This is a genomic window from Micromonospora sp. NPDC049171 (assembly GCF_040648275.1).
Classification (GTDB): Bacteria; Actinomycetota; Actinomycetes; order Mycobacteriales; family Micromonosporaceae; genus Micromonospora.
On the sequence record NZ_JBEZDJ010000017.1, the window covers coordinates 72,524 to 95,796 of the forward strand.

Annotated in this window: 27 protein-coding genes; 11 read left to right on the forward strand and 16 right to left on the reverse strand. The window is 69.5% G+C overall.

All coding sequences use genetic code 11. The annotated features are described in order from the left end of the window. Positions 1-39: 39 nt before the first annotated feature. The gene (locus tag AB0B14_RS21715) at positions 40-672 is read right to left on the reverse strand and encodes an NAD(P)H-binding protein (RefSeq protein WP_357067379.1); all 633 of its coding nucleotides are present in this window, start codon (positions 670-672) and stop codon (positions 40-42) included. 78 nt (positions 673-750) lie between these two features. Between AB0B14_RS21715 and AB0B14_RS21720 the strand changes: the two genes are divergently transcribed. Beyond that, positions 751-1,278, forward strand: a complete 528-nt coding sequence (locus AB0B14_RS21720; RefSeq protein ID WP_357067381.1) for a MarR family winged helix-turn-helix transcriptional regulator — start codon at positions 751-753, stop codon at positions 1,276-1,278. Between the two features lie 17 nt (positions 1,279-1,295). Here the strand turns inward: AB0B14_RS21720 and AB0B14_RS21725 are convergent, their stop codons facing one another. Next, a complete protein-coding gene (locus AB0B14_RS21725; protein WP_357067383.1) occupies positions 1,296-1,772 on the reverse strand; it encodes a tetratricopeptide repeat protein in 477 nt (158 codons plus the stop codon). 74 nt (positions 1,773-1,846) lie between these two features. Next, positions 1,847-2,428, reverse strand: a complete 582-nt coding sequence (locus AB0B14_RS21730) for a histidine phosphatase family protein (protein ID WP_357523804.1) — start codon at positions 2,426-2,428, stop codon at positions 1,847-1,849. 195 nt (positions 2,429-2,623) lie between these two features. Here AB0B14_RS21730 and AB0B14_RS21735 point away from each other — a divergent pair, with 195 nt between their 5' ends. Beyond that, positions 2,624-3,187 (forward strand): dihydrofolate reductase family protein, encoded by a 564-nt coding sequence (locus tag AB0B14_RS21735; RefSeq protein ID WP_357523806.1) that lies wholly within the window; start codon positions 2,624-2,626, stop codon positions 3,185-3,187. A 34-nt stretch (positions 3,188-3,221) separates the two neighbouring features. On the opposite strand, the gene AB0B14_RS21740 is transcribed toward AB0B14_RS21735, so the two are convergent. Next, positions 3,222-4,229 carry an RNA polymerase subunit sigma-70 gene (locus tag AB0B14_RS21740; RefSeq protein ID WP_357523808.1) on the reverse strand — a complete coding sequence of 336 codons (1,008 nt, stop codon included), beginning with the start codon at positions 4,227-4,229 and terminating at the stop codon, positions 3,222-3,224. A gap of 314 nt (positions 4,230-4,543) precedes the next feature. Between AB0B14_RS21740 and AB0B14_RS21745 the strand changes: the two genes are divergently transcribed. Next, entirely contained in the window at positions 4,544-5,236 is a 693-nt protein-coding gene (locus tag AB0B14_RS21745) for a class I SAM-dependent methyltransferase (RefSeq protein ID WP_357523810.1), read from the forward strand. A 57-nt stretch (positions 5,237-5,293) separates the two neighbouring features. On the opposite strand, the gene AB0B14_RS21750 is transcribed toward AB0B14_RS21745, so the two are convergent. Then, complete coding sequence (locus AB0B14_RS21750) at positions 5,294-5,806, reverse strand: nuclear transport factor 2 family protein (protein WP_357523812.1); 513 nt, start codon at positions 5,804-5,806, stop codon at positions 5,294-5,296. Between the two features lie 18 nt (positions 5,807-5,824). Here AB0B14_RS21750 and AB0B14_RS21755 point away from each other — a divergent pair, with 18 nt between their 5' ends. Continuing rightward, entirely contained in the window at positions 5,825-6,427 is a 603-nt protein-coding gene (locus AB0B14_RS21755; RefSeq protein WP_357523814.1) for a TetR family transcriptional regulator, read from the forward strand. Between the two features lie 181 nt (positions 6,428-6,608). Here the strand turns inward: AB0B14_RS21755 and AB0B14_RS21760 are convergent, their stop codons facing one another. After that, positions 6,609-7,106, reverse strand: a complete 498-nt coding sequence (locus AB0B14_RS21760) for a MarR family transcriptional regulator (protein WP_357523816.1) — start codon at positions 7,104-7,106, stop codon at positions 6,609-6,611. Positions 7,107-7,173: 67 nt separating this feature from the next. On the opposite strand from AB0B14_RS21760, the gene AB0B14_RS21765 reads away from it, so the two are divergent. Continuing rightward, positions 7,174-8,157, forward strand: a complete 984-nt coding sequence (locus AB0B14_RS21765) for an EamA family transporter (RefSeq protein WP_357523818.1) — start codon at positions 7,174-7,176, stop codon at positions 8,155-8,157. A 132-nt stretch (positions 8,158-8,289) separates the two neighbouring features. Here AB0B14_RS21765 and AB0B14_RS21770 read toward each other — a convergent pair whose 3' ends face one another. Next, positions 8,290-9,153, reverse strand: a complete 864-nt coding sequence (locus AB0B14_RS21770) for an NmrA family NAD(P)-binding protein (protein WP_357067401.1) — start codon at positions 9,151-9,153, stop codon at positions 8,290-8,292. A gap of 85 nt (positions 9,154-9,238) precedes the next feature. On the opposite strand from AB0B14_RS21770, the gene AB0B14_RS21775 reads away from it, so the two are divergent. Next, positions 9,239-9,949 carry a TetR/AcrR family transcriptional regulator gene (locus AB0B14_RS21775; protein WP_357067403.1) on the forward strand — a complete coding sequence of 237 codons (711 nt, stop codon included), beginning with the start codon at positions 9,239-9,241 and terminating at the stop codon, positions 9,947-9,949. A 176-nt stretch (positions 9,950-10,125) separates the two neighbouring features. Next, positions 10,126-11,589, forward strand: a complete 1,464-nt coding sequence (rox, locus tag AB0B14_RS21780) for a rifampin monooxygenase (protein ID WP_357523820.1) — start codon at positions 10,126-10,128, stop codon at positions 11,587-11,589. A gap of 126 nt (positions 11,590-11,715) precedes the next feature. On the opposite strand, the gene AB0B14_RS21785 is transcribed toward rox, so the two are convergent. Beyond that, positions 11,716-12,384, reverse strand: a complete 669-nt coding sequence (locus AB0B14_RS21785) for a DUF899 domain-containing protein (RefSeq protein WP_357067407.1) — start codon at positions 12,382-12,384, stop codon at positions 11,716-11,718. Positions 12,385-12,497: 113 nt separating this feature from the next. On the opposite strand from AB0B14_RS21785, the gene AB0B14_RS21790 reads away from it, so the two are divergent. Together AB0B14_RS21790 and AB0B14_RS21795 are read left to right on the forward strand one after the other, a co-directional pair. Next, entirely contained in the window at positions 12,498-12,959 is a 462-nt protein-coding gene (locus tag AB0B14_RS21790; RefSeq protein WP_357523822.1) for a helix-turn-helix domain-containing protein, read from the forward strand. Between the two features lie 110 nt (positions 12,960-13,069). After that, the gene (locus AB0B14_RS21795; protein ID WP_357523824.1) at positions 13,070-14,980 is read left to right on the forward strand and encodes a prolyl oligopeptidase family serine peptidase; all 1,911 of its coding nucleotides are present in this window, start codon (positions 13,070-13,072) and stop codon (positions 14,978-14,980) included. Between the two features lie 88 nt (positions 14,981-15,068). Here AB0B14_RS21795 and AB0B14_RS21800 read toward each other — a convergent pair whose 3' ends face one another. Beyond that, on the reverse strand, positions 15,069-15,956 hold the full coding sequence (locus tag AB0B14_RS21800; RefSeq protein WP_357067414.1) for a hypothetical protein: 888 nt from the start codon (positions 15,954-15,956) through the stop codon (positions 15,069-15,071). Between the two features lie 348 nt (positions 15,957-16,304). Between AB0B14_RS21800 and AB0B14_RS21805 the strand changes: the two genes are divergently transcribed. Further along, complete coding sequence (locus AB0B14_RS21805) at positions 16,305-16,985, forward strand: uridine kinase (protein WP_357067416.1); 681 nt, start codon at positions 16,305-16,307, stop codon at positions 16,983-16,985. Between the two features lie 52 nt (positions 16,986-17,037). On the opposite strand, the gene AB0B14_RS21810 is transcribed toward AB0B14_RS21805, so the two are convergent. The 5 genes from AB0B14_RS21810 to hemC all read right to left on the reverse strand — a co-directional run bounded on the left by AB0B14_RS21810 (position 17,038) and on the right by hemC (position 20,801). Continuing rightward, the gene (locus AB0B14_RS21810; protein WP_357523938.1) at positions 17,038-17,724 is read right to left on the reverse strand and encodes a Type 1 glutamine amidotransferase-like domain-containing protein; all 687 of its coding nucleotides are present in this window, start codon (positions 17,722-17,724) and stop codon (positions 17,038-17,040) included. Positions 17,725-17,819: 95 nt separating this feature from the next. After that, positions 17,820-18,413, reverse strand: coding sequence for a dihydrofolate reductase family protein (locus tag AB0B14_RS21815; protein WP_357523826.1), 594 nt, complete (start codon positions 18,411-18,413; stop codon positions 17,820-17,822). 65 nt (positions 18,414-18,478) lie between these two features. Beyond that, complete coding sequence (locus tag AB0B14_RS21820) at positions 18,479-19,315, reverse strand: helix-turn-helix domain-containing protein (protein WP_357523828.1); 837 nt, start codon at positions 19,313-19,315, stop codon at positions 18,479-18,481. 83 nt (positions 19,316-19,398) lie between these two features. Further along, a complete protein-coding gene (locus AB0B14_RS21825) occupies positions 19,399-19,857 on the reverse strand; it encodes an HNH endonuclease (protein ID WP_357067422.1) in 459 nt (152 codons plus the stop codon). Positions 19,858-19,871: 14 nt separating this feature from the next. Then, complete coding sequence (gene hemC / locus AB0B14_RS21830; RefSeq protein ID WP_357067424.1) at positions 19,872-20,801, reverse strand: hydroxymethylbilane synthase; 930 nt, start codon at positions 20,799-20,801, stop codon at positions 19,872-19,874. Between the two features lie 72 nt (positions 20,802-20,873). Between hemC and AB0B14_RS21835 the strand changes: the two genes are divergently transcribed. Next, complete coding sequence (locus AB0B14_RS21835) at positions 20,874-21,359, forward strand: NUDIX hydrolase (RefSeq protein ID WP_357523830.1); 486 nt, start codon at positions 20,874-20,876, stop codon at positions 21,357-21,359. A gap of 171 nt (positions 21,360-21,530) precedes the next feature. Here AB0B14_RS21835 and AB0B14_RS21840 read toward each other — a convergent pair whose 3' ends face one another. Together AB0B14_RS21840 and AB0B14_RS21845 are read right to left on the reverse strand one after the other, a co-directional pair. Further along, positions 21,531-22,469, reverse strand: coding sequence for a hypothetical protein (locus AB0B14_RS21840; RefSeq protein ID WP_357523832.1), 939 nt, complete (start codon positions 22,467-22,469; stop codon positions 21,531-21,533). An 8-nt stretch (positions 22,470-22,477) separates the two neighbouring features. Further along, positions 22,478-23,272: a hypothetical protein gene (locus tag AB0B14_RS21845; protein ID WP_357523834.1), complete on the reverse strand. Its 795-nt coding sequence runs from the start codon at positions 23,270-23,272 to the stop codon at positions 22,478-22,480. Between the last annotated feature and the right edge of the window lies 1 nt (position 23,273).

Here is a 23,273-nt window from a genome sequence, read left to right on the forward strand (position 1 = left end):
ACGCGTGGGCGCACGACGGATCAGGATGACGGTGCTCGGTCAGTACGCGATGCCGATCGCCCGGTGGATTGTCGCGGGGTCGTCCACGGCGGCGAGCATGGCGTGGGCCACGTCGGCCCGCGAGATCGTGTAGCCGCGAACGACGTTGCCGCCGATGGTGGTGCGGTACCGGCCGGTCATCGTCTTGTTCACCAGCTTCGGCGGCCGTAGCACCGTCCATTGCGCCTGGCTGTTCGCCATCGCGTGCTCCATGGCACGCAGGTCCGCGTACAGGTCTTTGAGCAGGGCACTGATGACTGGCAGGACAACGCGGCGGTTGAGGAAACTGTCCTCGTCCGGTGTCGGGCCGACCGGAGCGGCGCTGACCACGACGAGTCGGCGGACACCTTCGGCGTGCATCGCGCTCAGAATGGCGCGCGTGGCGGTGGAGGCGACCGGCCCGTCGTGGCGTCCGCGCGGGCCCACCCCGGACAGGACGACGTCGCTGCCGCGCACCACGGGGCCCAGTGCGTCGGCGTCGTCGAGCGTCGACACCGTCGTGACCTCCAGTGCCGGGTGTCGCACGTCGAGGCGGACCGGGTCGCGGACGACCGCGGTCACGGTGCAGCCGCGGTCGAGTGCCTGACGCACGACGTGGCTGCCGATACCCCCGGTCGCACCGAAGACGGTCATTCTCATCATCATCCTCCAGGTGTGGATCGCCGGTAACTGTTACCGTATCGGACAATAACGAGGACGTACAATATCGAGGTGTTCGACGAGTCCGCACCTGGCACGGACCGGCCACTGGTCGGCCGGGCCAACTTCTTGCTGTCACAGCTCGGGTTCCACATCGCGCAGACGTTCGCCGCGCGGCTGACGCCGCTGGGCATCGCGCCGAACCACTTCGGGCTGCTCATGCACCTGGAGCGAAGTGAAGGCAACACCCAGCAACAGCTCGCTGACGCGCTGGGCATCCACCGCAAGGTCATGGTGGGCCTGCTCGACGACCTCGAGCAGCGCGATCTGGTCGAACGTCGGCGGCATCCCGGCGACCGTCGCGCCCACGCCATCCACCTGACCGAAGCCGCGCGCCAGCTGCTACCCCGCGCGCGCGAGGTCGCCGACCAGCATGAGGACGAGATCCTCACCGCGCTCGACGCCGGCGAACGCGCCCAGCTTGTCGCTGTCCTGCAACGGCTCGCCGCGCACACCGGGAACCCGGCCGGCGTCCACCCGGGCCTGCACCAGTCGGCCGCCCGTTCTCGCCACCCCGAGGGCTCGTCGGGTTCGGCATAGCGCCGCCTCGCCGACCGTTACCCGCGAGCGTCGGTCGGGTCGTCCGCGGCGAAGTCGCGGATGGCGGCGTGGATGGCCGCGCCGTACGGGTCGTTCGGCAGGTGTACCAGGTGTTCGCTGGCCCGAGCGAGGTGTTCCCGGGCCTGGGCGGGGTTGCCCAGCCGGCGGTGGCAGTCGGCCAGGTTCAGGTGCAGCGACGGCAGGAACGCCTGGACCTGGAGCGAGGACAGGTAGCGCTGGGCGCGTTCGTCGGTCAGGTCGGACACGGCGGCCAGGGCACGCTCGTCCCAGCTCAGCTCCGCCTCGGTGGTGTCCTGGAGATCGGCGAGGTAGTGGGCGAGGGTGCAGCGGTGGAAGGCGTCGCCGGTGGGACCGATCTCGTCCCACAACGCGGTGAGGGCGTCGCGGGCGGGGCCGTGCTGCCCTGATCGGCCGAGCTGCACCGCCTCGCCGATACGGGTCATTGTCGGGTCGGGAGTCGGTTGGTCGTCCATGTCGCCGATGGTCGGGCCTCGACCCGGTCGAGGGTCAAGCCGCCGCGGCGGTTGTCAGCGGGGACGAAGCCGCGCTACGCCGACTCATCGAGGTACGGGCCGCGGATCGTCGGCCTGGCGCTCCGGTCGGTGAAGCGGAGGCGATAGACCGCGGGCATCGGCATGCGCCGCTCGAAAAACCAGTCCACGGCAACGCCGAGACCACCCAACGCGCGGGCGATCAGGGTGCTGTGACTGGCCGCGACGACACACCGGCCGGGGTACGTCGCGGCCAGCGCCCGCACCGCCGCGACGGCACGGATCGTCACCTGGTCCAGGCTCTCGCCCCCGGGTCGCGCGAACGACGGCTCGGCCCAACTTCGTTCGTAGTGGGGCTCCCAGTCGGTGGTGAACGGGAGCCCGTCGTCCCACTCCCGCAGCTCCGCCCAGGTGTGCACAGCTTGACCGAGCGCGTGAGCGGTGGGTTGGACGGTCTGGACGGCCCGCAGGTACGGGCTGGACCACACCGCGGCCGGGCACGGCTCGACGAGCGCGTCGACCAGGTCACGTGCCTGCCCAAGGCCGGTCGGGGTGAGCGGCCGGGTGCGCTCGTGCGGGCCGTCCGCGGTCGGCTGGACGGACACCGCGTGCCGGACCAGAACCACCTCGGCGTACACGGCTGGATTTTTCCTGTCTGCTGGTGACCACGGGTCGTCGGGACTCCGGCCGGCGTGCGGGCCGGCGTCGGCCGGACCGAGCGGTGGTGACGCCGGCCAGCGCTTCGGCCGTTGCGGGCGCAGGTCGCGCACCGATGAGGTTTGCGCGCCGGGCCCGTCTGTACGTGTGAGATCGACTGACGAGAGGCGAACACGATGCGGAAACTGATCTTCGGTATGAACGTGAGCCTGGACGGCTACATCGCCGCGCCGGGCGACGACCTCGGCTGGAGCGTACCGAGTGACGAGCTGTTTCAGTGGTGGTCCGACCGGGTGGGGGCGACCAGCCTGGCGCTGTACGGGCGCAAACTGTGGGAGGCGATGAGCTCTCACTGGCCCACGGCCGACCAGCAGCCCGGCGTCACACCGGCACAGATCGAGTTCGCCCGCCGCTGGCGGGACATGCCGAAGGTGGTGTTCTCCTCGACGGCCCGCACCGTCGACTGGAACACCCGCCTGGTCATCGGCGACGCGGTCACCGAGATCACCCGGCTCAAGGCCGAAGACGGCGGCCCCATGGACATCTGCGGCGCCACACTTGCCGCAGCGGCCATGCGGGCCGGGCTGATCGATGAGTACGTGCTGCTCACCGCACCGGTCCTGCTGGGCGGCGGCACGCCGTTCTTCACCGCCCTGGACAACTGGGTGAACCTGAACCTGGTGGAGAGCCGGACGTTTCCCGGTGGCGTGGTGTTGACCCGATACGAGACGAGGCGATGAGCACGGGCCAGGCCCTGGTCGACGACAGGTGTGATCACCGTGTCGGTGGCAGGTCCAGCCATGGTTTGTCGGCGGCGTCGAATCCGGTGAGCTCGGCGATCTTCCCGTCGACGACGTGCAGGACCGCGATGGCGAACAGCCGGTACTCCGGGGCGTCGGGGGCGCGGAGGTACAGCGCGGCGGCAGGCATGCGGTTGACCGTCGTGGGGATACCGCGCCAGTCGTCGTGGCCGCGCTGGAAGAGCCCACCGGAGACCCAGCCGTCCACCGCCGCCTTGGCGGTGGTGGTCACGGTGCCCGGGTCGGGCAGCATCGCGAAGCGCAGGCCGTCGCGCAGGAGGGCTGTCAGCCCGTCGAGGTCGTTGCGCTCATGGGCCCTGATGTACGACGTCACCGCGGCGCGCTCCTCATTCGACAGCTTGTGGGTGGCGGGACTGCGCCAATCGAGGCGGCGGTCGGGCAGCTGCTCACGCATCGTCACACGAGCCCGCTGCACTGCGCTGGTCACCGATGCGACGGTCAGCTCGAGGGCGTCGGCGGCTGTCGACGCCGGCCAGCCGAGGACGTCGCGCAGGATGAACACCGCCCGCTGCCGCGGCGGCAGGTGCTGGACGGCGACGATGAACGCCAGCTCGATCGTCTCCCGTGCCACCACCGACTCCTGCGGGTCCTCGGGGAGCATCCGGTCGGGGTACGGCTGCAGGTACGGCACTTCGGAGTCGGGGTCCGGCAGCCCGGACGGCACGGGTGTGCGGTCGTTGCGCTTCTCCAGGAAGTCGAGGCAGGCGTTCGTCGCGATCCGGTACAGCCAGGTCCGCAGGGCCGCGTGACCCTTGAACGACTCCCGCTTGTGCCACGCTCGCAGGAACGTCTCCTGCGTCATGTCCTGAGCGTCCTCGTAGTTCGCGAGCATCCGGTAGCAGTGCACCTGCAGCTCACGCCGGTGGCGCTCGGTCAGGAGCGCGAACCGCCCGGAATCCTCCGCGCGGACCGCAGCGATGAACGTGGCCTCGTCGGCGCCCAGCCGTCTGGCGTCGGTCATGGTCGTTAATCCTTTCACCGGTGCGTAAGGGCCAACAGAACCGACGGCGTGGCGGCGGATTTCTCATCGGTGCGCGGCCGGTGCGTTTCATCTCGTCGACGGTCCGGATGACCCGGCAGAGCGGGGCGTGGGCCTTGCTCTGCCGGGCCAGCGGCCGTCGACCATCCGGTCCGCCGCCGCAGGATTGACGGCGCCGGTGATCTCCCAGCGAGCCCGTCAGCCCCGGGCGGCGATGCCGGCCACACGCCGCCGTGGGCCAGCGTTGACGCCGATTCAGGTTGCGGCCCGCGCCAGCACCCGGGCACGCTTCCCGGATGCCCGCAGCCCACGCGTATCACGGCCAGGCCGGTGACGTCTTCGCGGCACACGCCGCCGACGGTCCGCACAACGCCTACACGGACCGGCCGGCCATGCTGTCACTCGCCGGCGACGTCGCCGGTCTCCGGATCCTGGACGCCGGATGCGGCGGCGGCCACTACGCGGCCGAGTTGGTCGGCCGGGGAGCCGAGGTGGTGGCGGTGGACGGCAGCGCGACGCTGGTCCGGCACGCCCGAGCTCTGCTCGGCGATCGCGCCGACGTGCAGCAGCACGACCTGGACGCCCCGCTGGAGTTCGCGGCCGACGCGTCGTTCGACGGGGTCGTCTGCGCGCTGGTACTGCATCACCTGACCGACCGTGTCCGGTTCCTCGGCGAGGTGCGGCGAGTGCTGCGGCCGGGCGGCTGGTTCCTGCTGTCGGCGATACATCCGACCTCGGACTGGCGGTACTTCGGCGGATCGTACTTCGACGAGAGCTGGGTCGAGTTCCCGGTGGGCGACGGGATCGTTGTGCGCTTCCAGCGGATGACCCTCGAGTCCCTGGTGACCGAGGTGCTCGACGCCGGGTTCGTGCTCGAGCGGCTGGTCGAGCCGAGGGCGGTCGAGACGCTACGCACCATCAACCCGGAGCGCTACGAGCGGTTGACCGAGCGCCCGAGCTTCGTCGCCCTGCGCCTACGCCGCCCCTGACGACGCTGGTTGCCACGTGTACGCCACGGTGAGTGCCCAGCGGCGGTTCGGTCTGATTTAGACGACCCCGCCGGTCGGCGGGGCCGTGACGTTGGCCATCGCCTCGACCAGGGGCAGGGGGTTGATGTAGTCGCGATAGGACATGATCTGCCCGTTGCGGACTCGAATGACCGCGATCACCGTCTGCTCGAACGGCCTGCCGGTGGCGACGACGCTGCCGTACACCTCGTACTCCACGATGATGACCTCGGGGTCGGTGGTTTCGTGCAGCATCACGTTGCGGTATTCGTCGAACGTGACGAAGGAGCCGGCTGTCTGCGTGAGGTGACGGCGCACCTCCGCACGCCCCCGCACGCGGCCGGGCACGCCTGGCGGACGGTACGGCCATTCGATGTATCCGTCCGGCGCCATCAATTCCACGAATGTCTCGATGTCGACCTCGCGGCCGGCCTGCAGGACCTTCTCGACGACCGTGCGGGACGAGAATGTCATCGCGACCTCCCAGGTGGCCAGCGTTGGTTGAACAGGCGTTGATTGAACGAGCGTAGAACGAACGAGAAGGCCGGTCAACAACCGTAGAATGACCGGGTGACCGAACCGAGCCCCCGGTTGACGCGAGCCCAGCAACGCCGCCAGACCGAGGACAGCATCCTGACGGCGGCCCGGCAGATGTTCGCCGAACTCGGCTTCGAGCGCACCACGATCCGTGCCGTGGCCAGGGCGGCCGGGGTCGACGCCGGCCTGGTGATGCACTACTACGGCACCAAGGACAACCTCTTCTCCCGCGCCGCCGAGCTGCCCGCCGACGAGCTGCCCAGCGGCGGTGGTGAAGAGATCGTCGACGTCCTGCTCGCCTCGCTCGCCAGCCGCCTGGACGGCGAACCGGTCGCCTCACTCGCGGTCCTGCGTTCCATGCTCACCAACACCGACGCCGCCGAGCGGTACCGAGCCGCCGCCGAGCCCCAGCTCAGCCAGATCATCACCGCGATTCCCACCGAGGACGCCGAACTACGCGCCAGCCTGCTCAGCGCAATCGTCCACGGCGTGATCATCGAGCGTTACCTGCTGCGACTCGGCCGACTCGCGGACGCCTCACCCGACCGGATCATCGAGCTGCTTCGTCCGTGCTTCCAGACGTTGGCCACGGCCGAGCTGCCGCCGTCACTGGTCCGGCCCGCCGGCGCGAACTGAGCCACGACGACCAGGCAGCGGGGCTTGGCTGGAGGGTGGTGGCCTGGCGGCCCGCTCGGGGGCGCGATCGTGCGCTACCGGCCGATCGCCAGGTCCCTGCACCTCCTGCGTGTGCGAGCCGCCACACCGACTGTAGGCGTGACGGCTCGCGTACCCGCTCGGCCTTTCGGCGCCGGTCGCGTTACCTGCTGCCGGACGGACGCAGATTTTCCACGTGTGAGATCCAGGTGGTGAGCAGTCCCTCAAGTGCCGTGGTCTCGGCGGTCGTCAGCAGGCTCAGCAGGCGGCGTTCGTTGTGCATGTGGTCGGTGAATGCCTGGTCGATCAGTTCGCGACCGGGCTGGGTGAGGGCCACGATCCGGCCGCGCTGGTCGTCGTCGGATCGGCGGCGGGTGACTAGTCCGGCCCGTTCTAGTCGGTCGATTCGCTTCGTCATCGCGCCGGTGGTGACCATGGTGTGTGCGGCGAGTTCGCCGGGCGCGCGCTCATAGGGCTCGCCGACGCGCCGCAGTGCGCACAGAACGTCGAACTCTCCCTCGCTGAGTCCGTAGCGCCCGTAGACGAGGCAGAGTTCTTCGGTGAGATAACCGGCCAGGCGGTGCAGCCGGCCGATCACGCCCTGCGGGGAGATGTCGAGGTCGGGCCGCTCGCGGCGCCAGTCGGCCTGGATGCGGGCCACGCGGTCGGGCGGTTGCGGGTCGTCCATGCACACCAATATAGCTTCCTAAGAAGCTATATTGTCTTCCGTGGAAGCTAATTTGCGGTGGGTGGCCCTGACCGCTGTCGCACCGGTGGCCTGGGGCACGAATTACTACGTCACCCATGAATTCCTACCACCCGACAGCCCTCTCTACGGAGCGGCCTTGCGGGCGCTGCCCGCCGGCCTCGTTCTGCTGGGTATGTGCAGACAGGGACCGCGCGGTGCGTGGTGGTGGCGTTCCGCAGTGCTCGGGCTGCTCAATGTGAGCGTGTTCTTCGTGCTCGTCTACGCCGCCTCACAGCTCCTCCCGACGAGCATCGCCTCGACCGTCATGGCGGTGTCCCCGCTGGCCATGATGCTCATCGCCTGGACTCTCGTCTCCGAGCGGCCAGGCATCGCGCACCTGGCCGGCGCCGCGATCGGGCTCGGCGGGGTCTGCCTCATGCTGCTCACGGGGACAGGAGGAGTGAGCGCGCCGGGAGTCCTCGCCTCGGCCGCGGCCATGCTCGTGTCGGCATTCGGCCACATCCTGACCAAACGGTGGAACGACACCGGTACTGACGTGCTCGCCTCGACCGCCTGGCAACTCACCGCCGGAGGGCTGTTCCTGCTGCCTGTCGCCGCAGCCGTGGAGGGCCCACCGCCCGCACTCTCCGCACCGGCACTGCTCGCGTTCGGCTACGTCACCCTCGTCGCCACCGCGCTGGCCTTCGTCGCCTGGTTCACCGGGCTACGGCACCTGCCCGCGGGGACCGTGGGCCTGGTCGGACTGCTCAACCCTGTCACGGGCGTGCTGCTCGGCACGGCAGTAGCCGGAGATGTGCTGACAGTCCAGCAGGTGTGCGGGCTGGCACTCGTCCTGGTCGGAGTCGTCCTGGGACGGCCCACACCCGCAGGGCGACGCGGTGGTAGTCGGACTCCTCTCCAGCCCGCACCTGACAAGCGCCCCGGCGCCCGTCCACCAGGGTGTGGTCCTGCCCATGCGACAGCCGCGCCAGCCCGGTGCCCGGGCACACGTGGCGCGGGCTGACGAGCTGGCCTGGCCCCGGCCCACGGTGGGTGACGACACGTCCGGGCGGTCGCTGGCCGGCCATCCGCACGGAGGACGCGGCCGGGCCGTCGACCCCGATCCGCTGAGTCAGCCCCGGCGAGCTCGCGCCCCTCAGGCCTGGGCGGCGATGACGTCGAGCACCGAGCGGACGGACGTCGGGCGGCGCCCGATGAGAGTCTCCAGTGTCGGGTCGGTGACGGCGAACTCGCCGCGGCGCGCCGCACGGTACATGCCGAGGGTGAAGTCGGCTGCCGCCGCCGGGAGGCCCCGCGCGATGGCCTCGGCCCGCCACTGGTCGTCGTCCGGGACGACGCGCCTGATGGTGCGGCCCGTGATGGCACTCAGGACGCCGGCCACCGCTTCGAGGTCGAGCATCTCCGGCGCGGTCAGCGGGGCGGTGACCCCGTCGAGCGCACCGTCCTCGGTGAGGGCGACGGCCGCCGCCTCGGCCAGGTCGGCGTGTGCGGTCCAGGAGACCGGACCGTCCGCCGGTGCCACGAGCTGACCGGTCTCCAGCGCCGTACCGATGGCGAAGCTGAGAGTGCTCGCGTAGAAGCCGTTGCGCAGCGCGGTGAAGGGGACGCCCAGCCCGGCCAGGTGCTCCTCGGTCGCGGCGTGCGTGAGCTGGGCGGGGAAGAGCGAGTCCCGGGATGCCGCCTGGTGGCTGGTGTAGAGGATGCGCTTGGCTCCGGCGGCGTGGGCGGCGTCGATGGCGGCCAGGTTCGCGGTGACCGCACCGCTGCCGCGGATGGCAGCGGACACGACGAGGACCTTCTCGGCGCCCTCGAAGGCGTGTTGCAACGTGGCCGGTTCGGTGAAGTCTCCGGCGCGGACCCGTACGCCGCGCGCAGCGAGACCCGCGGCCCTGGTCACGTCGCGCACGCTGACGCCCACGGTCTCGGCGGGAACCCGATCGAGGAGCCGATCGACGATCTGGGAGCCGAGCTGACCGGTGGCGCCGGTGATGACGATCATGATGAGCACTCCTTGTTATCGGCGTTAGCGTCGCAACGTTAGCAGCGATAGTCCGAGGATAACAAGTTGCTGTTAGCATTGATTCATGACTCCGGCGCAGGACACGGCAACCCGGGACGACGTACGGCTCGGCATCGTCACGGCAGCCAGCCAACTGCTGCGTGACAAGGGCGCGAACGCGGTGACGACGCGCGCCGTGGCCGAGGCCGCGGGTGTGCAGGCACCCACCATCTACCGCCTCTTCGGTGACAAGGACGGCCTGATCGATGCCGTCGCGGAACACGTCATGGCCACCTACGTCGCTGCCAAGGCGGCTGCCGTCCAAGCCGCCGAGGCTGACCCGGTGGCGGACCTGCGCCACGGGTGGCGGGTGCACGTCGAGTTCGGCCTGGCCAATCCTGAGCTGTACGCCCTCATCGGCACGCGAGGGCGCGGCGGTCCGTCGTCGGCGACGGCCGCGGGCATCGAGGTGCTGCGCATCCGCGTGCGACGACTGGCCGCGACCGGCCTGCTGCGGGTCGACGAGCAGCGGGCCCTCATGATGATCCACGCCGCCGGCAACGGCACCATTCTCGCGCTCCTGGCGACGCCCCCGCAGCAGCGCGACAGTGGTCTGAGTGACGCCATGTTCGAGGCCGTGCTCGGCAGCATCCTGGTGAACACCCCGGCGACACCCGACACGACAGTGCGGGCGGTGGCGGTCACCTTCGCCACTGTGGTGCCCGAGCTCCCGGGGCTCAGCGACGCCGAACGCGCGCTCATGACGGAGTGGCTGCACCGCTCGCTGGGAATATGACTCGACGGGCAGGCCGCTCGGCTTGTAGCTTGCAGCTGACCGTGACACCGCCCGAGGAGGTGAGACCCATGAACGCTGTATCGATGTGGGTGCTCCCCCTCCCGTCATGGCCGAGCGACTGACGTAGGTGTCGCCGGGAGCGCCTCGCCACCAAGGCACTCTCGAAAGGCGACACCATGCCTGCTCTGCACGTCCCCGCCGACCGCGCATCCCTGGACTTCGACGTGATCATCGTCGGATGCGGGCCCACCGGTGCCATGCTCGCCGCCGAACTACGGCTGCACGACGTACGGGTCCTCGTTCTGGAGAAGGACACCGAGCCCGCGTCGTTCGTCCGCATCGTCGGTCTGCACATTCGCAGCCTTGAGCTGATGGCGATGCGCGGTCTGTTGGATCGCATCCTCCCGCACGGACGACGGCGTCCGGCCGCCGGCTTCTTCGCCGCCATCGCCAAACCCGAGCCCAAGGGCCTGGATTCCGCGTACGCCTATCTGCTGGGTATTCCGCAGCCGGTCATCGTGAACCTGCTCGAAGAACACGCGATCGCACTGGGTGCGCAGGTCCGGCGCGGTTGCGCGGTCGCCGGTGTCGAGCAGGACGACGAGGGCGTGACCACCACACTGGCAGACGGGGAGCGGCTGCGGTCGCGCTACCTCGTCGGCTGCGACGGCGCGCGCAGCACGGTACGCAAACTGCTCGGTGTCGGCTTCCCCGGCGAGCCCGCTCGGACCGAGACGCTGATGGGCGAGATGGAAGTAGGCGCGCCACCGGAGGAGGTCGCCGCGAAGGTGGCCGAGATCAGCGAAACGCGTCGCCCCTTCTGGCTCCGGCCCTTCGGCAACGGCGTCTACAGCGTGGTGGTCCCCGCCGCAGGGATCAGCGACCGGGCGGAGCCACCCACCATCGAGGACTTCCAACAACAGTTGCGCGCCATCGCCGGGACCGATTTCGGCGTGCACTCTCCGCGCTGGCTGTCCCGCTTCGGGGATGCCACCCGGCTGGCCGAACGGTATCGGGTCGGGCGGGTGCTGCTGGCCGGCGACGCGGCACACATCCATCCACCCATCGGCGGGCAGGGCCTCAACCTGGGCGTACAGGACGCGGTCAACCTCGGCTGGAAGCTGGCCGCACAGGTCCGGGGCTGGGCGCCGGAGACGCTGCTGGACACCTACCAGGCCGAACGTCATCCGGTCGCCGAGGACGTGCTGGACAACACCCGCGCGCAGGTGGAACTGCTGTCCCCCGAACCGGGCCCACAGGCCGTACGCAGGCTGCTCACCGAACTGATGGACCTCGACGAGGTGAACCGCCATCTGATCGAGAAGATCACCGGGATCGGCATCCGGTACGACTTCGGGACGGGCTCCGACCTGCTCGGCCGCCGCCTGCGCGACATCGCTGTCAAACAGGGCAACCTCTACGGTCTGCTGCACGGCGGCCGGGGCCTGCTGCTGGACCGCACGGAACGCCTGACCCTCGACGGCTGGTCGGACCGGGTCGATCACCTGGCGGATCCCACCGCGGAGCTGGACGTCCCGGGTGTCCTGCTCCGCCCCGATGGTCACGTCGCCTGGGTCGGTGAGGATCAACGGGATCTGGACGAGCACCTCTCCCGCTGGTTCGGCGAGCCCGCCCACTGATCCCAGGCCAGCGGACGGGCTCGGGGCGACGCTCTCGCTCCACTCCGAGCCCGTCCGCTGATGGCACCGCCGGCACGTCAGGCGCGGTTGAACCGCCAGCGGGCTCAGCGACTGGCGTGCCGACTGTCATGACGGAGCGTTTGTCGTGTCGTACTCGTCGTGCAGCCGCCACCACTGGTAGGGCTGGGTCTGCGGCCAGCCTTCCGGCGAGTCCTCCCAGGTCTCCTGGCGGCCGTACGGTGTCAGGTCGAGGAAGGTCCAGTTACTGCCGAGCCGCTCTACGCCCCGGGAGGTGGTGGTGTAGGTGCGGAAGATTCGGTCGTCGACGCGGAGGAAGACGTTCAGCGCGAAACCGTCACCGGTTCCCATGTCGGCGTTGAAGCTGTTGTTCAGCGACGAGTACCAGGGCAGGTCCCAACCCATCCGCCGCCGCAGCGCCAGCAGGTCGTCCAGTGGGCCATGGGACGTCAACGCCAGGGTGACGTCGCGGGCGTTGAGGTGGGCCGGGTGTCCGACGTTGTCGGTGAACAACGAGCAGCCGGAGCAGACGGCGTCGCCGCCGTGCCACATGAAGGTGTACACGATGAGCTGGCGGCGCCCTTGGAACAGGTCACTCAAAGTGGCTGACCCGCTCGGGCCCTCGAACACGTAGTCCTGCTCCACCGGCGTCATCGGCAGTCGGCGACGCGCCGCGGCCACTGCGTCGAGCTGGCGGGTGAGTGCCTTTTCCTGGACGCGCAAGGTGTTCACCGCGTCTTGCCAGTCCTCGGTCGCCACGATCGGCGGGTGGTTCATGCGGGCCTCCTTCGTCGTGGGGGACAGGGGCAGTCCGTTCCTTGAGGGGATGGACTGAGGTGACGCTAACAGAGTCAGTTCCTTGAAGGAACTACCTTGCGTATCGTGGTCCCATGCAGCGAACGCAGTTCGGCGCCATGGCATGCTCCATCGCCCGCACCCTCGACGTCATCGGTGAGCCGTGGTCTCCGCTGATCCTGCGGGACGTCTACGCCGGCACGCACCGCTTCGAGCAACTCCAGCGAGGCCTCGGCATGTCCCGCAAGGTGCTCGCCGAGCGGCTGAACTGGCTTGTCGAACAGGGCGTCCTGACCCGACGTGAGTATTCTGCCCGGCCGGTCCGGCACGAATACCTGCTCACCGACAAGGGCACGGAGCTGTGTGACCTGCTGCTCGTCATGGTGCGGTGGGGTGACCGGTGGACGGCGGGCGACGCCGGCCCGCCGGTGCTCTACCGCCACCACGCCTGCGGCAAGATCAGCTACGTGGAACTACGGTGCTCGGAGTGCGAACAGCCGATGCGGGCCACGGACATCGATCTGCTGCCCGGGCCGGGTGCCCACCCAGGATCCTGACCACCGGATCGTCCAACACCGCCGAGGTCGACGTACGGAGCGCTGAGGCACGTGCCTCGAACCGGCACCGCAGCGCTCGCATGTTCTGTCGATGCTGACAGACTGAACGCATGACGGGTCTGACCGCCGAGCTCGTGGTCGACGGTCGTGCCCCGCAGGCCCCGACGCTCGCCCCGAACGGGCGCCTGCTCTGCTACGTTCTCGCACCCCTCAGTCGGACCGATGACCACCTCGACACCGAACTGTGGCTCGTCGACACCGATGGCACCGTCGCGTCGCGCCGGGCGACCGCCGACACCGCAACCGAGTCCCGGCCACGCTGGTCGGCCGACTCGGCGACGCTGTTCTTCCTGTCCGACCGCGCCGACCGTGGCACCCCGCAGCTGCACGGGCTCACCCTCGCCGACGCCAGGACGACCACGTTGACCAGTTGGCGCGCCGGCATCATCGATTACCTGCCGCTGACCGACCCCAACCTGGTCGCGCTGCTCGCCGAGGACGAACCCACCGAGCAGGACGTGCGCCGCGCCCGCGACCGTGACGACGCCGTCGTGGTCGGCGAGCGCGAACCGTGTGCCCGGTTGCGGCTACTCGACCTGCGCACCGGCCGGATCACCACCCCGAACGTGTTCGCCGACCGGCACGTCGTGGAGCTGCGACAACGTCCCGACGGCGGCCCACTCGCCGTGTTGACCGCAGCCAGCGCCGACAACGACTACGGCCCGCGTACCGGCCAACTGCACCTGTTCGACCCCACGACCGGCACTGCGCAGGCCCTCGGGCCGGTCGCGGCAGACGCGCGCTCACTGGTCTGGTGGCCGAGTGAGGACGGTTGGCACCTCGGTTACCTCGCGCTCACCCCACCGGCGCTACAGGCCGGCACCGCCGCGTTCGACCTGGCCGTGGACAGCCGCGTCCTGCGCAACCGTACGGCTGGTCTTGCGATGTGCCCCACCGAACTCTGCCAGACCGGAGCCGCCCCGCTGGTGGTGTTCGCCGACGGCCTGGACACGACCCTGGCCCGGCTCGATCCCACCGACTTCACGACCCTGTCGCGGCACCCCGGACGCCTCGACAACCTCAGCACCACGCCCACCGGCGAAGAAATCGCGGTTCTCACCGGCACCCGCTACCAACCCCCGAACGTCCACCTCGGAGCGCCAACCGGGCCGCTGCGCAGGATCACCAACACCCGCCCGGAACTGGACGGTGTCGTACTCGGCACGCAACAACCGCTGACCTACCGCGCCGCCGACGGCCTCGACCTGGACGGCCTGCTCGTCCTGCCGGTCGGAAGAACCGCGTCGGACGGCCCGTTCCCGCTGGTCACGATCGCGCACGGCGGCCCGTACGAGCGGTACGCCGATCGTTGCCAGTTGTTCTGGTTTCCCAGCGCGCAGTGGCTGGCCGCCGCCGGCTACGCGGTGTTCCTGCCCAACCCGCGCGGCGGCCAAGGCCATGGTCACGAGTTCGCCGCAGGTGTCGCCGGCCGGGTTGGACAGCAGGAGTGGACCGACATCCTGACCGGCGTCGACCTGCTCGTCGCCGAGGGCATCGCCGACCCCGACCGGCTGGGCATCGCCGGTTGGAGCCACGGCGGTTTCCTGTCCGCGTGGGGCATCGCGCAGAGCGACCGCTTCCGCGCCGCGCTGGTCGGCGCCGGCGTCGTCGACTGGGGGATGCTCGCCGCGACCGGGGAGAACGGCCAGTTCGAGGCCGCGCTCGGTGGCAGCACCGGCTGGTCCGGCGTCGGCCCCCACCCGCACGACGCGGTCAGCCCGATCTCCTTCGCCAGCCGCATCCGTACTCCGGTGCTCATCCTGCACGGTGCCGAGGACACCAACGTTCCCCTCGGCCAGGCCGTGTACCTGCACCGGGCGCTGCGCCACTTCGACGTCGAGCACGAGTTCGTGGTCTACCCGAGAGAGGGCCACTCGATCCGGGAACGCCAGCACCAACTCGACGTTCTGCGCCGGACCCGCGCCTGGTTCGATCGCTGGCTGCGGCCTGCCACCACCTGACCCAGCTCAACCGGTACGCAAACCATGACGGGTCGTCGGGCGCTTGCAGCAGGCTGGGCGGGGTGCAGTCGCGTCGCCCGCACAGCTGTCACGATGCGAGCAGGTCAAAGTGAACGCCGACGATGAACAGTAGTAACGCCAGCAGCCTGAGCCTTCGGAACGGCTGAGAGTCGGCAGACCCGGTCATCTCCTGTCTGAGGCCCTGCTCCAGCCGGCCACGCAGGCGGTGCCACTGCGTTATCCCCCACAGCCGTACCTGGAAGGGGAGCCACATGAGCGGGATGATGCCGATCCCGACCACAGCCAACAGCGGAGCCTGTGCCACGCCGCCGATCAGCACAAGAGCAAACCCGATGACAATCCAGCCGAAGCTGCCGCCGGCCTCGGTCACGTCAGCGTCAGCGATCAGATGGCGTTGGGATGGCGGAAGCTGCTCGGTCAGCAGTTGATCTGTAGCGCGCCTCAGATACATCTGTTGCGTCGAGCACGGCGATTCGTGTTGATCGGAACACGGGTGTTCGTCCGCGGCCTGGTCGATGATCCGGCGATGGTGGTCTCGGTACGCGTCCAGCGTCAGGTTGAGGCCTCTCGGTACCCGAGCCGGCGGCACCCGCACCACGCTGAATGTGACCGATGCCCGCGTCCGTCCCTGCGCGTGGATCGTAACGATGAAGAAGTCCGCGCGGATCTCGGCGCGTCGGATCATGATCCGACGGAGTTGTCGGCGCCGACCGCCACGGGTTATAGCAAGGCGTGCCCGTCTCCCTGCGGAGTCACGGCGAGCCCGTAACCAGTTGGGGCTCAACAGATCGACAATGGCGACCAGCGCCGCCGCGAACTGCAGGACCTTGCCCAGCCGTCCCCACCAGAACATGGTGTGTCCCCAGAGGGAGAGGCCGCTCGTCGGCTTCCCGGCCAGCCAGGTGGCAACGACATCGAGGTAGCCACTCATGGTTCCCTCGACCGACGTGGGCATGGCCACATGGTGGCATCCGCTGACCACGGCAGAGAAGACCTGCCGAGCCGGTCGAGCTTGGTGACCAGTTGGGCGCCGGCCCCGGTGACACGCGTCCTACCAACACCCGACTCACAGCCGCCGTTCGTGCCGATTATCAAATTGTCGGTAACAGTAATTCGATAATTCCCCGTTACAAATAGGACGAAACATCACTACATCATAATGACAGTTCTTGTGCGTAATGGATCAGCCTGGTGTGATTGTGGTCGGTCGCCGCTTGCCCTGCCCCGACAGACGTGGTCTGCCAGAATGACTTCCTCGATCCGTGGGGCGTGTTGAGCTTCCGGTCAGGGATGGAGGAATGGCGTGGGCGTCGTGCGGGCGCAGTTGCTTGACGATGTTGCCGGCATGGTTCCGACGTTCCCCGCGCCGCAGTGCGTACGGGTGGCCGTCGACGGGGTCGACGGGGTGGGTAAGTCGACGTTCGCTGGCGAGTGGGCCGCGTCGCTGAGCGGCCGGGGCCGTGACGTCGTGCACGTGTCGGCGGACGACTTTCATCACCGTCGGGCTGTGCGGCATCGCCGGGGCCGGGATTCGCCGGAAGGCTTCTGGCTCGACAGCTACGACCAGGAAGCCCTCATCCACAACGTGCTGGAGCCGTTCGGCCCCGGGGGCTCACGCCGTTACCGCCCTGCTGTCCACGATCTTCGGACCGACGAGGTTCTGGATCCTGCATGGCGGACCGCGGCGCCCGGCACCGTACTCATCGTCGACGGGCTGTTCCTGCACCGCGACGAGCTGGTGGAGTTCTGGGACTTCTCCGTCTTTCTCGACGCGCCGTTCGCGGTCACCGTGGCCCGGATGGCCGGACGCGACGGCTCGCACCCGGATCCCGACCATCCCAGCGTCGGCCGCTACGTCGGCGGCCAGCGGCTGTACTTCGCCGCCTGTACGCCGCACGAACGCGCGCACGTCGTCATCGACAACCAGGACGTGACCCGACCGGTCCTCACCAAGGTTGACCTCGGCCGACGAGGATCGAGATGAGCGAGAATGGGCCCACCCGGTAGGGGCTGGCTCGGCTGAAGGGACGTCTCGGTCAGGGATTGATCAGTTTCCAGTCGCCTTCGGAGACGACCTCAACTGTGCCATCGACCACCTTGACGGCGGTGTTGTCGTCGATGGCGTAGGTCGGGACCGGGATTCCGGACGCCCACTTCTGGATGGTGGACAGGTCCGTGTCCTCCATGTCCGGGTGATTGAGGTGGGGGTACAGCGTGAAATCCACAAGCCCCAACGCCCGTTCGGCACCCTGCGCCATGTCACTGCCGTCAGGGACGAATCCGAGGTCGAAGTCGGCGTCGCAGTTGTACGGGGTGACCGCGATGCTTCCGGCGCTGACCCCCACGTAGACCGTGTCACTCAGCGACGGCAGGAGGTCGGCCAGGCCCGACTGGCGCAGCCAGTAGGTCAGGTACAGCACGTCGCCGCCCCAGACCAGGAGGGCATCGGCCTCCCGGACCGCCGGGACCCAGTTCTCTTGTCGAATGGTTGGCAGCGCGGTGAGCTCCAGAATCCCCAGGGATTTCCAACCGAGCTGGGACAGCGGGATCGAAGCCCGGCCGTGGATCGCCTTCCACGCCCGCTCGGCTCCACCGGGGAAGGGGTAGACACCGGTGGGGACGAACAGGGCCGTGGCCTCGGCGATCGGCTTGCCCAGCAGGTCGACGAGCGCGTTGGAGATGCTCGGGTTGCAGATGCCCGACGACGTGAGAAGAAACTTCATCGAATCCGCTCTCCTGAAGGCCACCATCTGGCGGCGATCATGCTGCCCGTGCGAACCAGCATCCCAGGTCGTCAACCCGAGCGACAATCGCTGGATCAGCCGCTGGCGGCCGTCCGCACCGGATAGCGCAGGTGAAGCACCCGGTTGCCCTGGATCACCACGTCCGGATCCTCCAACAGGTGCTGCGCGTCGACCGACCCGAAGTAGCGCTTGCCGGACCCGAACACGACGGGTACGACGTCCATACGCACCTCGTCGACCAGGCCCGCGGCCAGCACCTGGCCACCGACGTCGCCAGCGGCGACCTCGACGACGCGGTCACCCGCGAGCTCCCGCGCCTTGGCCACGGCTGCCTCGACGCCGTCGACGAAGTGAAACGGCGCCTCGGGATCCCAGCCCTCGGGCTGCGGCCGGTGCGTCACGACGACCACGTGGTCGATCCCGCTCGGCGGCTTCCCGTCCCAGCCGTCCGTCATGTCGAAGACGTGGCGGCCGGCGATCGTGACTCCGATCTGGTCCCAGTACGGCCGGGTGTAGTCGTAGGACGTCTGCGACACCGTCAACGCGCCGCTCTCGTCCAACGGGACGTCACCGCTGGACAACCAGTCGAACAGCGGCCCGGGCTGGTCATTCTCGTCGGCGATGAAGCCGTCCACCGACACCGAGCCGTACATGACCACCTTGCCCACGGGGCTCTCCTCTGCTCTGGGAGCCTTCAAGTTAGCGTGTCGTGAGCTGGCGTTCTTGTAAGAAATCAATCGGCCGGCAGCGGCCAGTTGTCCAGCACGTGGCCGGGATGTTCGCGCAGGAACCGCCGCCGGACTTCGACGTAGCGGGTCGGCGTGAGCCCGGTGAACGCCCGAAACTCGTGGCCGAAGTGGGCCTGGTCGAAGTAGCCCGCGCCACCGGCGAGGTCGCCCCAGTCGATCGGGCCGGTGGGGTCGATCGAGAGCACGGTGGTGGCGAAGCGGTAGGTGCGGGCCAACCGTTTCGGTGTGACGCCGATGAGCTCCTTGAACCGCTGCACCAGGTGAGTGCTGCTGACACCGGCTGCCGCCCGCACGTCGCCGATCGCCACCGCCCCGCTGGTCGCCGCGATGACGCTGCTCGTGTGGCGGACCAGCCCCAGACCGGGGGTCTCGCACAGCCGTCGCATCAACTCGTCCTCGATCAGCGTCAGCATCTCGTCCGGCCCGGCCGCCGTGGCCAGCCGGTCCCGCAACTCGGCGATGGCGGGTCGGCCCCAGACCTGCTCCACCGTCACCGGTCGGTCAGACAGCTCGGCCGCGGGCATCGGCAGGAACGGTGCCAGCCCCCACGGCTTGAAGTGCACGCCGACGGACCGGGTCCAGAGTGGGTAGCCGAACTCCCACGCGCGGGTGGGCATGGTGACCACGCAACCGTCGGCGTAGTCGCCCGTCTCGACGTCGGTGCCGCCACGAATGCGGAACGGCGCCCCGAGGTTGACGATGAGCAACGCCGACGGCGGCGGCAGCGTCAGTCGGGCGTACGGCGGCACACCCTCCAGGTAGTAGAGGTCGTCGATCAGCCCGTCCAGCGGCGGTCGCGGCACTCTGGACACGTACTCCACGCCCACAGCATCGCCGACGCCCCGCCGGCATCGCGCGGCGGGATGGACCAGCTCGGACATGGCGCGGTGCGCGGTCCGCCCACCTACCGCCCGTGGGCAGCCCGTGCGGCGGCGACCTCCGCGGACTGGCGCGCGCGCCACCTCTTCTGGGCCTCGCTGTTACACACTCGGCACACCTTGCGGTATCGACCGCTCGTGGGATCGATCTCCCGCTCGTGCCCGTTGCGGCAGAGCGGCTGCTGGGCGCGGTCGCGGCAGGTCTCGGCGTGGGTCACCTGGCGCAGGTGGGTGGGTTCGATGCAGTCCGGCGTGCCACAGAGGTGGCGCACGTCCAGCTCGGGGTCGTAACCACCCACGAAGACGACGTAGGCCGTGATGTGCGCCCACGCCCTCCCGGCGACCTTCTGGTGCACGCCCCGCTGGCTGCCGTAGCCGCGCACGATCAGGCAGCCGTCGTCTCGTCGCACCGAACGATCGATGAGGTACGCGCGCAGCGTCTCCTCCGTGAAATGTCGGGACAGACCCGTCAGCTGCGACAGCATCTCGCCAGGTTAGGTCAGGCGGGTAGTTCGAGGAGGTCACGGGCGCCCTGCCGGAGCAGGGCCGCGGCGACCGAGGTGCCGAGGGTGATCGGGTCCGCCGCCCACTCGTGCACGTCGAGCACCGTCTTGCCGTCCAGGCTGATCACCCGTGCCCGCAGGCCGAGGCGGCCGTCCGGTTCGGTGCGGGCGAGCGCGGCGATGGGGGAGTGGCAGTTGCCCTGCAGGATGTGCAGCATGGTCCGTTCGGCCACGGTCTCCCGCTGTGCCCGTGGGTCGCCGAGGCTGGCGGCCAGGTCCCGGGTGCGGGTGTCGTCGTCGCGGCACTGCAGGACCAGGGTGCCGGAGCCGACGGCGGGGACCATCGTGTCGACGTCGATCGGGTGGGTGATCCGAGCGGCCTGGCCGATCCGTCGCAGCCCGGAGACCGCGAGCAGCAGCGCGTCGTAGGTGTCGCCGGCGTCGAGTTTGGCCAGTCGGCTGTTCGCGTTGCCGCGGATGGGCACCGGCGTCAGGTGCGGCCAGTGCAGGGCCAACTGCGCGACCCGCCGTACCGCGGAGGTGCCGATCCGGGTGCCGGCGGGCAGGTGCTCGATCGGCAGGCCGGACGGGTGCACGAGGCAGTCCCGGACGTCGTCGCGGGCCAGGTAGGCGGCCATCACCGTCCCGGCTGGTGCCGGCCGGTCCCCGGGGACGTCCTTGACGCAGTGCACGACCAGGTCGACGTGCCCGGCGAGCAGCGCGGCGTCCACCTCCTTGGTGAACGCGCCCTTGCCGCCCAGCGCGGCCAGGTCGCCGTGCCAGCGGTCCCCGCTTGTGGACATCGACAGCACCTCGACGGAGATGTCGGGGTGCCGGTCGGCGAGCAGCGCGCGGACCCGTTCGACCTGGGCCAGCGCCATCGGGGAGTTGCGGGTACCGATGCGCAGCAGGCGAGAATCCGGCATACCGGCGAGGGTAGTCCTGCCCGGGCGGCGACGAGCAGGCCGGTCGGCAGGTAGACACCTACCCTGGTCACTGTGACCACACAACGGCTTCGGGTCGCCGCGTACGCGGTGTGTCTGCGCGACGATCGTCTGCTGCTCGCCCGTTGGGTGTCGCCCGACGGGGCTCGGCGGCACTGGACGCTGCCGGGCGGAGGGGTCGAGCACGCCGAGGATCCGTTCGACGCCGTCGTGCGCGAGGTCGCCGAGGAGACGGGGTACGAGGCGCGGGTCGAGCAGTTGCTCGGCGTAAACTCGCGGACCAGGCAGGTGCAGTCCTACGACGACTCGGGCGTTGTCGACCTACACATGGTGGCGGTTTTCTACCGGGCCGGGATCGTCGGCGGTGAGCTTCGGCCCGAGACGGGTGGGTCGACCGACCTGGCGCGGTGGGTTCCGTTGGCGCAGGTCGTGACGATGGAGCGTTCCGTCGTCGTCGACGTCGGTCTGGAGCTGCACCGCAGCGCGCCGCCCACCGGTCACCTGGAGCCGATCCACACGACCGGCCTGCTGCGGCACTGATCAGTTGGCCCTAGGGTCGATGAGGTTGAGTATCCAGATGCCCCTGGCTTTGGGGCCACCCTGATTGGACCCCGGGTCAAACTAGGCCTATCGGAAAACGACAGTTTCCGTGAAACCTCGACGCGAGATCGTTTTCGGCACTAACCGGTGTACCGATTCGCAATCCCGGTGTCAGTACTTGGGCCCGAAGCCGGGCGTGTAGCGACCGGTCTCGAGGTTCACCGACTCACCGTGACCGAGGTCGACATGTCCGGGCGGCGCGGCCAGCTCCGCCGCCGTGTCGGCGGGTGCGGGGGCCGGTTCGGGGACCGTGCGGACGAACGGCGCGGGCGCCGGGCCGCTGGCTAGGTCCGACTGGGCCCGGCGGGCCTGGCCGCGGTCGTACCATGCCTCGCCGCCGGGTCGGCTGTGCGGAAACCCGGGCTTGCCGCGGCCGGCTCCGGGGTTGCTGCCGGTGAGTTCCTCGGTCAACGAGTTGTACGCGATGTCGGCCGGCTTGACGACGTACTCGTAGCCGCGGTCGATGGCCTTTCCCGGTATCACGGGCCCGACCTTGGGCGGCACGTGGTACTTCCGGATCACGTGCCGTTCCAGCCAGGCGTCGCCGAGAGTGCCGTACAGGTAGCGCTGCGCGTCTCTGAGAATGAGGCTCTCGGAGGATCCGATCTTCGCGTCCGACTGCCGCAGGGCGGTGACCGTCCACAGCGCTTTCTCGGCCAGGGCCTCCCACCGGGCCGGCGGGTAGTCCCGGCCGGGCGCCGCGCCCGCCTTCTGCAGCGCCCAGTTGACCGTGTAGGACACGCGGGCGTTGTGCTCGCGGTCAGCGGGGTTCGCGGGGATGAGCCGCTCGGCCTCGGTGGCGGGCTTACGCTCGGCGGCCACCCAGCCACGGATCTCCCGGGCCGCCCTGGTCAGGTCGGTCGGGATCGGCGCCGTCGGGATCGGCGCCGTCGGGATCGGCGCGGTCGGGGCGGTGTGGGCGGGGCGGCCCGGGCGCGGAGTCATCGTCGCCTCGTGCTTGAGCTGCCAGGAGTCCTGCGACACGCGCGCGGGCGGCGGATCAATCCTGGGCGGTACCTCCTGCGGTTGCGGGCGATCGGTCGGTGACATGGACCTTCCTAACGGCGGCGGGGGTCATACGGTGGCTGGTGAGGTGGCGGTGGGATGTGCACCGGGGGCGGTGGGACGTGCACCGGGGCCGTTCGAGTTGGCTGCTGCCGCGGCTGGTCGCCCTTGCGAACCTCCGGCTTCGGGACAGGTCCGGTCTGAGTCGTGTCGGGCGGTCGCGGCGGTTCGGGCCCTCGGGGATGCACTGGCGCGATCAGCTTGCCGTCGGTCGTCGTCAGTTGACGGTTGGTTACCACGGAGACGCGGACGAGGATTCCCTCCTTCGCGCCGACTGACTTGAGGGTCTTCTCGATGCTCTGCGCCTCGCTGCCCTTGCCGGTCGCGACGTTCTTCAACCGCACGTCCAGGAGCACCACGCCATGGTGGCCGGCCGCCTTGCGCTCGGCCGCGAGTTGCTTCACCTCCTGCGTGAACCCGTTCTGTAAACGCTGCATGTCGACGCGTCCGTCGACACGGAACTGGTTGACATCCCTGGTCTCGTGCACGACGTGCGTGGCATCGCGCCAGGCCCTGTGGTCGGCGTTCGGTGGGACCCCCTGCCGGTCGGCGCCGACCAGCCCGGGTTGCCGCGGACTGGCCGCCTCCAGCCTGGTTGGGCCGACTCGGCCCGCGTCGGGGCGGCCGGCGTCGGGGCGGCCCTGGTGGGTGTCGGGCGTCTTCTCCGGGCGCCGGGTCATGGTGGCCTCGTTGCTGTCGCGCCAGCGGGCCTGTGCGGTCGGGTCGGGTCGCTGCTGCGCGGGCGGCGGCTGCGGAACGTCCGGCGGTCGCGGAGTATCGATTGGCATA